This is a genomic window from Natronococcus jeotgali DSM 18795 (assembly GCF_000337695.1).
Classification (GTDB): Archaea; Halobacteriota; Halobacteria; order Halobacteriales; family Natrialbaceae; genus Natronococcus; species Natronococcus jeotgali.
In genome coordinates this window covers 1-14,600 of sequence record NZ_AOIA01000077.1, presented here as the reverse complement: position 1 = coordinate 14,600, position 14,600 = coordinate 1, and the positions used below count along the sequence as shown (strand labels likewise).

The 14,600-nt window shown below is 54.4% G+C and carries 12 protein-coding genes and 1 pseudogene; 8 read left to right on the top strand and 5 right to left on the bottom strand.

Translation table 11 applies throughout. The features are described from left to right. The 4 genes from C492_RS22595 to C492_RS25225 all read left to right on the top strand — a co-directional run. Positions 1-189 (top strand): transposase (locus C492_RS22595; protein ID WP_193364848.1); only part of this gene is annotated, 189 nt, incomplete at its 5' end. Between the two features lie 355 nt (positions 190-544). Next, the gene (locus tag C492_RS22590; protein WP_204365607.1) at positions 545-1,105 is read left to right on the top strand and encodes a hypothetical protein; all 561 of its coding nucleotides are present in this window, start codon (positions 545-547) and stop codon (positions 1,103-1,105) included. Positions 1,106-1,418: 313 nt separating this feature from the next. Continuing rightward, complete coding sequence (locus tag C492_RS08330; protein ID WP_008422358.1) at positions 1,419-2,081, top strand: hypothetical protein; 663 nt, start codon at positions 1,419-1,421, stop codon at positions 2,079-2,081. Between the two features lie 2,054 nt (positions 2,082-4,135). Then, complete coding sequence (locus tag C492_RS25225; protein WP_239643410.1) at positions 4,136-4,474, top strand: hypothetical protein; 339 nt, start codon at positions 4,136-4,138, stop codon at positions 4,472-4,474. 745 nt (positions 4,475-5,219) lie between these two features. On the opposite strand, the gene C492_RS08320 is transcribed toward C492_RS25225, so the two are convergent. Further along, complete coding sequence (locus C492_RS08320) at positions 5,220-5,522, bottom strand: hypothetical protein (RefSeq protein WP_008422353.1); 303 nt, start codon at positions 5,520-5,522, stop codon at positions 5,220-5,222. A 170-nt stretch (positions 5,523-5,692) separates the two neighbouring features. Here C492_RS08320 and C492_RS08315 point away from each other — a divergent pair, with 170 nt between their 5' ends. Then, positions 5,693-5,935, top strand: coding sequence for a hypothetical protein (locus tag C492_RS08315; RefSeq protein WP_338042166.1), 243 nt, complete (start codon positions 5,693-5,695; stop codon positions 5,933-5,935). Between the two features lie 1,140 nt (positions 5,936-7,075). Here the strand turns inward: C492_RS08315 and C492_RS08310 are convergent. After that, positions 7,076-7,683: pseudogene (locus C492_RS08310) on the bottom strand (hypothetical protein). A 271-nt stretch (positions 7,684-7,954) separates the two neighbouring features. Between C492_RS08310 and C492_RS08305 the strand changes: the two are divergent. Beyond that, on the top strand, positions 7,955-8,392 hold the full coding sequence (locus tag C492_RS08305; RefSeq protein ID WP_008422350.1) for a hypothetical protein: 438 nt from the start codon (positions 7,955-7,957) through the stop codon (positions 8,390-8,392). 13 nt (positions 8,393-8,405) lie between these two features. Next, positions 8,406-8,615, top strand: coding sequence for a helix-turn-helix transcriptional regulator (locus tag C492_RS08300; RefSeq protein WP_008422349.1), 210 nt, complete (start codon positions 8,406-8,408; stop codon positions 8,613-8,615). A 182-nt stretch (positions 8,616-8,797) separates the two neighbouring features. Here C492_RS08300 and C492_RS08295 read toward each other — a convergent pair whose 3' ends face one another. Both C492_RS08295 and C492_RS08290 read right to left on the bottom strand, forming a co-directional pair. After that, a complete protein-coding gene (locus C492_RS08295) occupies positions 8,798-9,565 on the bottom strand; it encodes an ABC transporter ATP-binding protein (RefSeq protein ID WP_049892873.1) in 768 nt (255 codons plus the stop codon). A gap of 17 nt (positions 9,566-9,582) precedes the next feature. Continuing rightward, a complete protein-coding gene (locus C492_RS08290) occupies positions 9,583-11,172 on the bottom strand; it encodes a hypothetical protein (protein WP_008422347.1) in 1,590 nt (529 codons plus the stop codon). 337 nt (positions 11,173-11,509) lie between these two features. Between C492_RS08290 and C492_RS08285 the strand changes: the two genes are divergently transcribed. After that, positions 11,510-12,181, top strand: a complete 672-nt coding sequence (locus tag C492_RS08285; RefSeq protein WP_008422346.1) for a hypothetical protein — start codon at positions 11,510-11,512, stop codon at positions 12,179-12,181. A 283-nt stretch (positions 12,182-12,464) separates the two neighbouring features. On the opposite strand, the gene C492_RS25850 is transcribed toward C492_RS08285, so the two are convergent. After that, positions 12,465-12,731 carry a CPBP family intramembrane glutamic endopeptidase gene (locus C492_RS25850; protein ID WP_152424847.1) on the bottom strand — a complete coding sequence of 89 codons (267 nt, stop codon included), beginning with the start codon at positions 12,729-12,731 and terminating at the stop codon, positions 12,465-12,467. Positions 12,732-14,600: the final 1,869 nt, after the last annotated feature.

The window sequence follows — 14,600 nt, the reverse complement described above, 5'->3', positions numbered from 1 at the left end:
GCCCGTGACGACCTCGCCTTCGTGAGGTTACCGGCGTATTCTCCCGAACTCAATCCAGTCGAGGAGTGCTGGAGACAGCTCCAAGCAGCTCTTAGCAACCGGTTCTTTGACTCGCTTCCTGAGCTCACAACAGCGATTGATACCGCTCTTGATCAACTGTCACTTCCAAAAGTGAGTAATTACCTCTAATGACTACTATAGTTACTCGACTTCGCACCCTTATATACTGGATCCGCTCACGTGCGACAGCGATGAGACTAAACGAGCTGGAGGCGTATACAAGATTGGGCGTTACAGGGTGCGGTAGCGGCTCATTTGGCCTGCATGGAAGGTGCGAGTCTTGCTCTCAAGCAGGAACCACCAGACATGGGCGCCGACCCTGGCGCGTTCTGCAACGTCCCTTTTGGTGAAGAAGATACGCGTGAGACCGGTATAACGTTGTTCGCTGTCGCCGACAAAGCTGACAACCGGCCAACGTGCGAAGTCAAGTAGTTAAGCACTTCTGGTGTAGAACGGCGTTTCAGGGGCTGTCGCTGGATCTCTATTGAACTACGATAGTGCCTACACTGCGGAGACAATATCACTCTGTTCAGCGCTCGCGTATCAAGAGGCGTCAGGCAGTGCTCGTCGAGCAATTCGACTCCTTCGCCGGTCGGCAGAAATCGCTGAAGAAAACGGCTCTGAACAAATCGAAGAGCGACATATCCGGCAGGCAGACAAGGACTTAGAATATGGCAACATCGTCGAATCGATCGTTGACCAAGACGATGAGAAGCTCTACATTCTGAAGGCACTCGCTCATCTCGATGAGGCAGGACTCACACCAGCCCGCACACGTACGATTCACGCCGCCTACTCACGAGTGGTTCGTTCCTATAATACAACCGGGAAGGATCCACTCACACAACGCGGGATGTTCAATCATCTCTCGAAACTGGTGATGTTTGGCTTTGTGCACACTATCGACCATAACAAGGGTGCTGGCGGTGGACAGTGGAATGAACACGAGTTTAGTGATGACGTCAATCCACAGAAAGTGAAAGATGCCTTCGAAGATCGCAATCTCGATTGGCTGGACATCTCTGTCCGGGGAATCAAGGAGTGACATATTTTACGACTGCTCCATATTTCGACTTGCGAAACGCCTGTGAGCATCCGCCGGCCAAGCACCAATCTTAGTGAGTTCGATGAATCGAGATGACGGTTATTCATCGGAGTCGGTAGCGTGGATTGCTGATTGTGCGAAAGGTATAATTGGCTAAACGGCAAATATAAGCCAAGAAGATGGCCCTGAAGAATATCCCTACTGTAGACGAACTGGCTGAGACGACTGGCCAGTCCAAGGAGCAACTTCTGAAGGACCGTGAAGCTGCGGCGAAAATGTCGAGCACTTCTGACGACGAGTAGCGATATTTCTAATGGGCGAGTCTGGTTCTACGAATACTATCGACCAGTTATTGGGTCATACGGAGGGGCCGGCGGATCCGATTACCGACCGTGACCTCACACGAGCGCGGTCATCAGCCTATATTGTCCACGGGAATTTTCACGAGCTGGCTCAGATCTGCGATGATATCTCTACCACAGGAACGATCATCGTCGAGGAAGGTGCTGACAAGACAGATGTAGATAATGAGGTCTATCGACGGGTTCACAACTATGTTTCATCGCTGTACTCTTACAACGAACAGATCCGATCTATCCTAAACAAGCGTTTGAACCAGCACATCAAGAAGGGGTATTTCCTCCCAGCGCGAGATAACAAGGCTGCACCAGACTATGTTCGGCGAGGAACATTTCTCTGGGGGCTACGGAACGACTTCCAGCATGGCGACTACTGGTGTCTCAGCGTTCAGTACGAAGGAACTCGAAATGGAAGCGACTGCTATCAGCTGCACTTCCAGAAACGAGAGTTTGAAGCGACGCCAAAAGGCGATCTTGATAGCGCTGGTGACTATTTAGTTCACGCCTCGGACGAGGATCAACGATACCCACTCCCGTATATCGGTAGTTTCCATCGGAACCTGTTCAGCGAGTTTGAGAACGCGTTCGAGGAATGGTGCGACAAAAACCGCGCCTAGATCGTAGGAGTCGTACGGAAGAGCGCTTGCTGCTCAATCGGTGGGCCCATAATCGCCCGGCTGTCTTCAGTGGGGTTTGTAGCTGTAAGAGCAGCTGCTAATCGCATNAAGAGCGCTTGCTGCTCAATCGGTGGGCCCATAATCGCCCGGCTGTCTTCAGTGGGGTTTGTAGCTGTAAGAGCAGCTGCTAATCGCATCCATGGGCCGATCATCGGATGCTCGAGTAATCGCGATGGATCCGGCGGCCAGAACAGTGCACTTCCAAGTGGATCGTTGGGATCGCCGTACCGATCTGGCTGAAGGAGCGTCTCGAGCAATGCATCGGCTGCATTGAGGAGCGTCTGATTCTCCTCGAGGGCGGTTGGAACGATGGGATTGCGGCGTTCGGTGGCTGCCTGGAACGATATCGCTAGACGATACCCGTTTTCGTCGACCCAGATGAGGTCGAGCGCCTCGAATCGGTCGCGATAGTTCCGGATTGTCCGTGTTGAGATCTCTGCTCGGTCAGCAAGTTCGCGCTGTGAGAGACGACATTCAGCCGTGAGAAGTGTGTGGACGATTCGGCCAACTGCCGGTGGGAGATCGGAGAGTAACTGTTCCGACTCGAGCGTTCCCAGCGCATAGCGGAGTTCATCCGGTCGGAGTTCTCGACGCTTGTCTTCGCCGGCGAGTTGGCGGAGTGCTCGAGCAGTGGCGTACGGTGAGCCGGTCAATGCGTGGAGCAACGAAACAGCCTCTCGAGTCAGTCGCAGGTTCTTGGACTGCAGGATTCGCGTCGCAGCCGATGCGTAGGCGGTTCGATCGACCGTCGAAAGGGAGACGTGGACCGCGAATTCGGGAGCTTCGTCAGCGAGCGCTGCTGGCGTCTCGAGCGATTGCTCGAGCTTGGGACGGAGTCGGTGGACATCTTCACCACGAACGACTACGGAGCCGATGAGCGTCCCCAGCGGGTCGTCGGCGTCGACGGTCGGCGAGAGAGCCGTCTGACGCTTCTCTTCTCGAGACTCGAACAACTGGCGATAGCAGGCGAACGCACCGTATTTCGACTGAATTGCCGTCGCAATGCTGATCGATGTCGCGAGTTCCTTCAGCGAGTTCGTGTCAAGCCCGGACGGCACTCGAAGTTCGCGAGTGATGTCGATCCCGAGAGCATCGAAGAGATGCACAATCGAGCCAGCAAGCCCGTGAGCCGACTGCATGATCGATCCACGGAACCGATCGCGATCCTCGTACTCGCCAGCCGAAAGCTTCCCCGTGAGATCCTCGAGGTCGGTACCCCACTCGATGAACGCTTCACGGAGTGCTTCGGGATCCTCGAGGGCTTCATCAGAGAGTCCTCCGATACACCGAGCATCCCGAAGAATCGCCGGCGGATCCTCCAGGGACTCGAGGCGACTGTCGGTGAGAACTCGGTTGAGCAAACGGGGAGAGGCTAACGTCGTCGCGAGACTCACCACGTACTGCAGGGGCCCATTCGCCCGAACCGCGACTACGGCTTCCTCCCGATCGCCGTCGAAGCTCACATACCGGGTGTGGTCCGGAGCGTCTGTTTGGTCGTCGAACGGTGCATCGACGAGGGTAATGTCGCCGGCCTCTCCACAGCCGACGGCGCCGGCATGACCTGGACGGTCGAGGTAGGCTGTCTGGTAGGGGTTGCTGTCTGTACTGCTGTCACTCTCCCCCCCTCGTGTACGCGGGGTTACACGGCACTGTGTGGAGGACGTTCCGGTGTCGCTCACGGCCTCGGTCAGTTCCTGCTGCCGACCGATTTGAGCGTCCAGCTCCTCGAGTAACTGCCGACCGGCCTCGAGCAACTCGACAGTCCGATCATCCGCTGGTCCGAATTCCGTGACCAGTCCAAGCTCGGTGAGTGAGTTCTGCTCAGAGACCAGCAGTTGGGAGATCCGACTCCGGTCGACATTGTGCATCGCCCGCAGTGCGTGCCTCGAGAGCGTCTGGGCAGGTTCGTCCGCGAGTTGTCGGAGGAGTTCGACCTTGCGACCATCGGGATCCAGTACCTCGAGCGCTTGCTCAACTTGGCCCCCACTCGGGTGGTGTGTCTCTCGCCACTCGCTCACACCGGGGAGATCGTCGCGGTGCTCTCGAGCGAGCCAGTGCTGGGTGCGACCGCTCGCGACGACCCGGATGTCGAAGCCCGTTGCGAGGATGGCGAGCAGGCGGCAGATCGACTCGCGTTTGCGTCGTGGCGCGTCCTCGAACGCGCGGTCGATCGTCACTGCAAGCGTCGGTGGCTGGTCGTCGGCAACGTTGGTGGCGAAGAAGTCGGCAGTCGCGAACAAATCCTCGAGACTCGCGTGACCTTGCCCGAGGTTCGGCACGAGATCGGCGGCGAGTCGCCAGGCTTCCCGTCGGTTCCCGCGGGCGACATCTAAAATTCGCGAGCGTAACCAGTAGGGGATCTGCTGGTCCTCAAGGGCCTCGTAACACTCGGGGACAGTCCGGCCGTCGGCAAACCGGCCGACGGCCCGGATAAATCGGTCTCGGATCGACTGCTGGGCGAACAGCTGTGCCCAGAGTTCGGAGACGGGTTCGGCGGCAATCTCGAGGCTGGCCGCTGGCGAGAGTGGCGGCTGCTGGGTCGGTGTGAGTCCCGCGTCGGTCACGGCGGACTCACCTCGAGTGCGAGTGTGCGCTGTGGGCGTGCTGACTGGCGAGTGGGGTAGCGTGGCATCGAGTCCTGAAGGCAACGGTGGGGAGTGCGGACAGCCGAGCGCAGTGGCTCAGGAGCTGTCGGCGCGAGTGCGTGGTCTGGGGCTCACCGGTTCGGGACGGGCATCGCCCGTGGGTCGGTGGCCCTGTTGGTTGGTGGACTCGAGTCTGTGAGTTCGGGCTCGAGGACGACCAGTCGGATCTGCTGGGTAGCTAGATCAGCGCGGGTGCCGAGTCGGCACTCAGCCAGTAGTTCGGTACAGCCGACTGTTGGGTGACGGATGGTGTCGGGACTGCAGGTCGGACAGTAAGGTCGATGGATTGCCCACTGGTCTGTGTCGGCTGGGCGGGCAGCGAAGACGGTCGCGCGGTCGCCTTCCTGGAGGGTGTCACCGCAGTCTTGGCACGCAGTGGGTTGGGGACCGACTGGGAATCCCTCCAGCAGTTGCGTGGGAGTGGTGGCGACCTTCATTGGTCGTCACCTTCGAATGCGTCGAAGAGTGAGTTCGTGAGACTCGAGTAGAGGTGTTGGCTCTCGAAGCCACGTTTGACTTTGACGTACTCGATCCAGTCGTTGATACGCCGATCGACGGTGTTGAGGTCGTAGCGATGGGTGCGCTCACTGTCGGAGATGACGTGGACGGTTTCGTCTGTGGTACGGTAGACGTGGTGTGCGTCCTCGGTATCGATGCCGATAAGGATATAGTGCGGTCGGTGGTCGGTGCGACTGCGAGCCGAAACCGTTTCGGGTGTGCGTGGTTGTATGCTCATATGCTGGTTAGGCCAGCACGAGGTCGGTGTGTCAGCACCGGCCTCAGAAGTTTTCCGAGGCAACCCGTGCTCAGTTACTACTTTGTCCTATCTGGCTATAAGGGTTGCGAATATGAGTAACGTTGCGAGTATTAGTAACTATTTTACCACCGCAAATATAAGATACTACTATGCCAACCGCCAAAACAGCAGGCATGGCGAAATCACGTGCCCTAATTACAGATACAGAATTTGAGCGAATAAGTGGTGAAGCGAATGTTGATGATTCGAAGCGATATCAAGCCGTGTCTCGAGTCCGAAAGCGCATTCGAGATGAATTACCCCAGGATATTGAGATGCTTGAGGAACACCATCCAGAGCTTATCAAAGAACTCCGATCAGTTGTCTGCGAAGACTATGAAGATGAAAACTGATATTCAAGACTCACGAAGTTATTTGAAACGCCTGCTTGCTGAGTTATAACCATTAAACGGCAGATGTAGCCATTTCCGGTTACTCGGATAAGTCGCAATTTTGGTGGCTAGTCTGTAATCTCCCCGACAATTGTATATGCGTGTCCCAGACTGAGAATCAGGAAGGATACAGTGTATCAGAGTAACCGATTCGAAAGACGATCCAAGTGACAGCCACAAATTTACTGACGTATGTCACTGCGCCTTGCGCGATATTAGAGTGGTACCAGAGGTTGACTGATATGGGATTTGATTCTAGTGACGAGTCCTATACCCGAAGTGTGTATGAGAGATCAGATGAAGTTCGACAGCGAAAGGAAAGAACAAGATCCTCAGAAAGGAGTCTGGGATAACTAAAGAAGGCTCTGGTGAATCGCCGTCTGCGTCGGGTTGGAGTGTCTCAGCGTCTACCTGAGACCAGCTAATCGCTTCGTCACCGGCAGATTCCTCGAGGTTGCAGCGATGATCATTCCGAATGGGCGTCTCAAGAGACGTTATCTTCCACGAAAAGTCGCCGCCTCCTAGTGATTCACCAGAGCCCTACGTTCCGTATCGAACGATCTCGGAGTATCGATGACCAACTTTCTCGGAGTTCGAAACAACTGATCGGGACGACTGGGAATACGTGCATGACCTATGGATGAGACCGACAGACGGCTGTCCGAAGATAGCAAGCAACGATCCTGGTTGATTGGTGAGTACGAACACACGCCCCTCATAACGGCTGATAACACGCTTACGCTGTTGAAGAAGGAGACCAGAATCAGGTGAAAAACTGCTCTATCCGCATGAATGAGTTGGTTTTGAGCGGCAACACTGGAGGGGAGCTCGAAAAATCGCCGAACCTGTTCCTTTATTAATGGGAATTAGTGACTGAGGGGAATCTGGAAGATCGTCATTGGATTGAATCGTTTGAATACTCGTACTATAGGCCTGCTAAGACCACTGTAGTTTCATCTTCCGGAGCGCGAAGAAGTTGAGACTGCGTCCAATGCATATGGATCGGCATTCGCTTCGCTACTTGTTTCAGCGATCCTTTACGGGAAGACCCACTACAGAGAGAATGCGAATGGAACGGCAACGGCGATTCTCCAGTGCCGATCAGCCGCCGCAAGGACTAAACGGAACTGGAGCGTTGAGCGAGGCAATGACGGCCTCTTTTGGAATGTCGCTGGCGTCATCGATGCTGACTGTGTAGGTGTCTCTTAGGGAGAGCTTTGCCTCAATATCACCGACGTGGTTTCCGCTGGCGTCGAATATTTCGTATTTGTTTGGGATGCTATTCATAGCGGGGATAAGGTGTCGGAGGGCCGAGAGAAACCGCTCTTCGATTGGATAGTTGCCAACGCCTCCCCGGTGTCAGGGTCACGGATTGTCCAGTTCTCAACGAACAGTGAGAAGTCCTCGCCGAGAATGATAACCTCTTCGCTGGTTCCTGTGTCCGTAATTGCATAGTTCCCCGTCACGTCCATAATACCACCCGCTTTCACCGTGAACGCGTCCTCACCGTTATCCGTGACGAATGGGAACTCCTCTTTCATCTTGAACATCTTCTGTTTCCCGCGCAGGACGACATTACCAGTGCTGTCACGGATGGTGTACTTGTTCCGGATTGCCGACTGCTTGACCTCGTAGCGGTCGTCGTCAAGGTCGACACTGGAGAGATCGTAGTTTCCTGGCGGAAAACTAGGTGGGGAGGGCTCAGCCATGGGTAACGAATAATCAGATCTAAAGAAAAAACTTGTGATAATTTCAGTATATTACTATACAGCACTATTACACATCGTAGACTATGGTAGAAGGAACTAATTTATAACTAGTCCATCAGACTCCTTCTATAAATAAAATAACATAACAACAAACTTCTTCATCCAGTCGGATATGGTGGATCAGTGGTCTGGATATAATTCGGGACGACAGATTTATTAGGTGATGTAAAGTAGGCTTTACTGTAAAGGGTGGTTTACACCCGTGATTAAGATGAACGAGGAACTCACCGCAACACAACGAGTCGAGAAGCGTGAACAGTACAAGAAGTGGATAAACTGGTCAGTTGGATTCGGCGTCGTTAGCTTCTTTATTGCGACCGCGGCGTGGATACTCACAGACGAACCTATGGTCCTCTTTGCCGGGCTCGGGCTCTACTGGCTTGGTTGTCTTGGGATGGGGATCGGATACTGGTACTCGCCGGTTTCAGTCAGAGATGAACTCGAACAGCGGATGGAGCGGGAGGCAAGTCAAACAACGTTGACGTTCATCGCAGTAGTGGTAATAATTGGCATTCCAGCGGAGGTTGTCCTCAATACGACTGGTGTCTATACCGCCCCTGCTGCTGTCCGAGGTGCAATTTGGGGGTATCTCTTGTTAATTTTCGTCTTCGGAGCTGCCCACTGGGTTGCGAAACGACAGTACGCCTAAGCACGGAGTGGTTATGAAAAATAATATTCCTACCCGCCGCGAACGCAAAGGGATGAGTCAAGGGGAACTCGCCACAGCCGTCGGCGTCTCACGGCAGACAATCAACGCAATTGAGCGGGACCGCTATGATCCGTCACTGGAGCTGGCTTTCAAACTTGCCACGTACTTCGAGTGCCAGATCGAGGATCTGTTCGAGCCCGATATTGAACCGGTCGAGAAGTGACCGATGTGATCCGAGAGGATATTAGATTCATATTGAAAATATATGGAATATATGGGTATTCCCGTGAGGACATTTTTATCCCTAATTTGGTGAATTAATCGCTACGTAGGAATACGAACCTAACTACTCCGAATCTGATGACCAGTCGTTCGATAGTCTCAAGATCCATTCGCCCCCCTTGCTCAGGTTTCTAATTCAGGGTCCGCTGTCACAGAGAGAAAAACGTCCTCAAGGGTTGGATCATCTCCCTCAATGCATTTGACGAGTTCCTCTGGGGATCCTTCCGTGAGGATTTCCCCCTCGTTGAGGATTCCGACTCTATCCGCAACCGCCTCAATGATCGGAAGGATGTGTGTCGAAAGGAAGACAGTTGTCCCGTTGTCGGCCAATTCGGTGATTACCTCTCGAACTGTCCGTGTGGCTCGTGGATCGAGCCCAGCGGTCGGCTCGTCGAGAAAAACTACACTGGGTTCGTGCATGATTGCCTGGATCACCCCTGTTTTCCGGCGCATTCCTTTCGAGTAGGTCACGATCCGATCATCGACTGCGTCGAGTTCGAGACGCTCTCTCAGTTCCTCAATCCGGCCGTCGATCTTTCTGGGCGCCATGTCTCGGAGTTGGCCATGATACTCGAGTTGCTCGCGACCGGTAAACTGTCCACGGATCGGCGGCGATTCGGGCAGGTATCCGATGTGATCGACGAGGGCCTCCCGGTCGCCAACAGGGACTCCTCCAACTCGAGCACTTCCATCAGTCGGCGGGCTGAGCCCAGTCAGCAGTCGGATTGTCGTCGTTTTCCCTGCGCCGTTCGGCCCAAGGAGTCCGTAAATCGTCCCGGTCTCGATTTCGAGATCCAATTCCTCGACGGCTATCGTTTCACTATAAGCCTTCGTCAGACCATCCGTGTGGATCGCCGAATATCTCTCCGCATCGGTCGGTCTGTCCTCCATAGTCGATTCCGTCGGCGTCATTCGATCGAATACCTCTTGTACCGGTCGACGGCAATCCCAAAGACGATTTGTGTGGCTCCGGCGGCGGCCAAGGCGCCCAACAGGAGAGCACCGCTTCGAGTGGCGGCGGGCGGGACTCCCGCCGCTGCCAGGCGCTCGTATACCGCTGGATGGGTCCCGATGAATGCCGGGAACACTGCAAGTGTCGCGCCGACGAGAATCGCCCCGATCCGCTGGAACTGCCCCCACCCGGTTTCGGCGTACCAGGGGACATCAGTGAAGAAACCCGAGACAGGACTGAATTCCGACCGGTCAACGTCCAGCCCGGCCGCAAGCGCGAGCGAGGCGGTACATCCACAGACGGCTATCCCGAAGAGAATAAAGGAAAATATCTCACCGGGTGTAGCGGCACTGATTACTCCAAGTGGGAAGACGACAGCCGGAACGATGACGACGGCTGGTGCGAGCGCCGCCAGCAGAAGGCCCCCGACGAACGCTCGCCCCCGCACAGTCGTAAGCACCATCGTTAGACCGCGATACTCGATCCCAATCGGGTCGCTCCCGAAGGCGAGGCCAACTGAGAGCCCGATAGCATGGATCACTAACACGAAACCAGGAACACCGATAATTCCGAGGACCGGAAAGAGGACAACACCGACAAAAAAGAGGACATAGCCCGTGTACAACAGCCCACGAGGGGACCGCCGCTCGGACACCCAGCGCTTCCGGGCGATGGTTCGGACGGGTCGGGGGAGTCGCTCGCCGGTCAACCGCTCGACCCATCCCGCCTCGAGGAGTGAATGTGAGCCACTCGGCGCAGTCCGGGCTGTGGGTTCACCCTCCCAGATTCGTCGGGCTAGGGCGGTCGTCGTCCCGGCCAACAGCGCCGCCGCGGGGATAATGACGATGAACGTAGCCAGTCCACGAGCGGGATTGATTCCTGCCTGGCCGAACGCACCAAGCAACGCAAGATCAACGACTGCGACCGCGGGCAGAATATCAAGCCGCGTGAGGGAAAGATTCGGCAACTCTCCGAGAAGAAACCATCCAACTAGCAGTGGTAGCCATCCGAACAGGATGAGCAGGTCTCTGTAGGTTCGGCCCCTGGCGAGCCTCATTCCAATGAGATGGGCAGCGAGTCTCGCCGAGACACCGGCTCCGACGGCGACCGCAGTCGAAGTCGCGACCGCCAAGACGACTGTGAGCGCGACTGTCGGTGCCCGAAGTCCGACCGCTGCGCCGATCGCTATGGCGATCGTGGGGGCGGCAACGATGATCGCGATACGGGCGTAGACAAATAGAAGTAATCCGAGAGCAGGGACACTTGCCGGGACAGTCGCGAGAAGGAAGTCGGGCTCGAGTTCCTCGAATGAATTCCGGGACAGTCTGGAACTCCGCCAAGCAACCCACGCCATCGCGCTGATCGCCGTGATCCCGAGCACACTGAACGGGGCCGTCTCTCCGGTGGCAACGTCTCTCCCGAGTTCGTACATCCCCCAGCCGAGGACAACACTGATCACGATGACCGCTCCCCAGAGGAGGCGCCGTCCAGCAATCCCCCGATATTCTCGCTGGTAGAGGACCCACTCACTGCGTGCGATCACCATCCCGTGTCGGAGCCAGGATCGCCACATCCCGTGTGACGAGATATCAACACAACGGGAACTTACTCTTTTCGGGTCTTCCACTGTCGGAGGTTCGCAAGCGAACTGTCAGCTCCGTTTTTCTTGGTTGATCTTAATCTCTGTTCTATCGCTATTGGTGCTTCTGCTGGAGACGCGAAAGGGGTTTCTAGTTTAAGGATATGTGCGTGTCATGGCATCCTTTACGAGGCGTTGTTCGCACCAGCAGTATTAGTGAACCGGCTGCTCAGTATGCCTGTGGATGTGTCACTGCGAACTGGTCTACAGAACAACTATCTAAAGGAAGTCCGTTCATATACATATGGACAATCGTATCACGTTGCTTTATGAGAACGACCATTTCCGGACGATTGTTGGCACGGTTGGCATCCTGGTTATTCTCGTAGCGCTCACTGAGATGACGCTCCAAACGGCTGTTCCACTCTTCCTCACGTTTGGTTCGATGATGGCTCACGATGTCGCCGATGAGTTCTACGACTTACCAGAGGGAACGAACTGGCTCGTCTATGGGGCGTCTATCGTCGCTGTCGGGGGATACTGGATGGTTGTGTTCCCTCTTCCGTGGGTCGGCGGTCTCTTCGGTCTCGTTGGACTCTGGTTCGTCTTCGATGGCGTGACGACCATCCGATACGGGCCGTCGCGGACGACGTCGGGATATATGTCCGACCTCGAAACCGAACAGTGGGGAGAGACAATGCTCCGGATGCAGACGTTGAACGTCATCTATCAAGCTCTGAAAAACGCTGACGGCCCACGGACCGCTCCGGAGCTTGCTACTGATCTCGATCTTACTGAGTCACGGGTCAAGCGAGCCCTCGAGTTTCTGGAACACGAGGGCCGTATCGGACACGAGAAGGGCCACTATCATGTCGATCCGCCACGGTGGGGTCGATTGACCCCCATCGTTCAGTTCGTTGTCTGGCTCCCGCGTCGAGCCAGTCGGCCGTTTCGTCGAGTAACTGCCAACATATGATACGCTGCAGGCTATCCTGGAATGAACATCTTAACGTCCGAACTGAGGAAGACGGACCACTTCCAAAGCGGTTCGTGAAGACCTCGGGGACAAGCCCCGAGGCACTCTTACTGTATCTCTGTAGACCTGTTAGAAGACTGTTTTCATTTAGTAGGAATGGGCAAGAGATTGATAATCCTCTCACCTCAAGCCCTAAGTGTCGCGTTCAACTCAACGTGACACAGCNAGACCGGTAGACCGTTTTCACACTTCGTTCTCGCAAACTTCATCGCAAGAGTAGTTATTAGAGTGTCAAATAAGCGCTAACCATGAGGATAGCGTTATAGAGACCGTGGACAACGGATGAGATCAGAAGAGAGCCACTCACCTCATACAATGCACCGAAAACAAGGCTAACACAAACGATAACAGCAGAGCCTGCAACCATCTCAGGAACGCTTCCAGAGTAATTGAAGAGATGCATCAAACCGAATAGAAGACTTGCAACTATCACTGAGGCAAGAGGCCCAAAAGATTCACGGAGTCGGCCCTGAACAACACCGCGGAACATGAATTCTTCAGCTGGACCAATAAGGACGACCGAAAGNTTCACGGAGTCGGCCCTGAACAACACCGCGGAACATGAATTCTTCAGCTGGACCAATAAGGACGACCGAAAGAACAGCAAGGATTAGCAAGATGGTGGGGTTTGTTACAGCAAACTCCTCGAGTACAGCATCAGGTTGAAGATCGAGTATAGTGACAGCGTATGATGTCCCAGCTGCAACGACGAGTGCAGCGATAACTCCACCCACAGTGTAGACGATTGACTGGCGAGTCAGGTCCGAGGGGTTGATTATAATACCATATCGCCGCACGAAGAGGTATCCAACAAGTATGAATCCGACAGGAGTCACTATAAAACTAATAACTGTGATAAGAGTGGACTCAAATCCATATCCCATCGCAAATAACGGAAAGAGAAATATCATACTACAAAAAGTGCTGCCGACGAATGCAGAGATCGTCAGAGCAAATGCGACGACAACTGCACGAATACGATCTAACGCTCGAGTGAAAGACTCCTTCATTACAGATATCTCTCAAGTGTAGTAGTAATCACTATCGATATTCGATAGACAATCGACAATTCAGTCACAGTAGTATACTCTCATCAAAGAGAAATTGTACTGTATCTGACTTCATGATGTCCGCAAAGATGGGACTTGCGCTCACTCGACATGCCTCCCCAAAAGAATCGTATAGTCTGGTTTAACTGATCAACGAAGAGCTCTAATTCTGTTAGCAGTCGTTATCAGCTTTGTCTCCATCTGGTTCCTCAGTATCGTTGACTGACCCGCCCTCGTTACCGGCCAGATCTCCGTTTTCGTTGATGTCAACGTCGGAAGCGTTTCCAGTGGCTCCAGTTTCAATGTTCTCGAGTTGTTCTTCCAGGGTCTGTGCATTTTCGGCCTCCTCGGGGNTGTCAACGTCGGAAGCGTTTCCAGTGGCTCCAGTTTCAATGTTCTCGAGTTGTTCTTCCAGGGTCTGTGCATTTTCGGCCTCCTCGGGGAGTTCAATGGAAACCGGTTCGTCGTACGCTTCGAAGTATGTGGTCTGAGTGGTCGTAGTCTCAATACTCTCGATCTCACTCATATTTCCACTCGCGTTGTTTGCCTCGTTTGTTCCGAGATCNAAGTATGTGGTCTGAGTGGTCGTAGTCTCAATACTCTCGATCTCACTCATATTTCCACTCGCGTTGTTTGCCTCGTTTGTTCCGAGATCCTCCATAACGGTTTCACTCGTGAGTTCAGCTTTGACTGGCAGGTCTGTCTCACAGTCCACCCACAGTGTGACCGTCATATTCTGATCCGGCTGTACGATATCTTCGGACTCATTGACCGCTGCACCAGTGGTATTGTTCCCGTTTGCTGCGTCGAGATTGCCATTCGCTCCATTGAGATTGTCGCTCCCGAGTTCAGCCATCATCTCCTGCATGTATGCCTCCGTGTCAACGTCGAGTTCAAGGACGTGCGTTTCAGTCCCATCGACTTGTTCTTGGCCAACGGTCTCTACGTCGGAAGCGTTNTATGCCTCCGTGTCAACGTCGAGTTCAAGGACGTGCGTTTCAGTCCCATCGACTTGTTCTTGGCCAACGGTCTCTACGTCGGAAGCGTTGAGCAGGGATTTGTACTGAGCCAATGGACCTTCAGTAATGCCCCCATTTTCCGGTGCATCTAGCTGGAGCCATTCGGTATCATCACCCGGGGCGGTAGTACCCGTATAGTACGTGTCGTCAACGAGGTACGCTTGGGTCTCGAATGAGCCTTCTTCCGGTACCTCATCACCGGAAGTCTCAGTGGCCATCTCTTCTTTCATCTCTCCAGCTGTGACATTAACCTCTCCACTGCCTTCACCTTCTGATTGAGTTTCTTGCTCT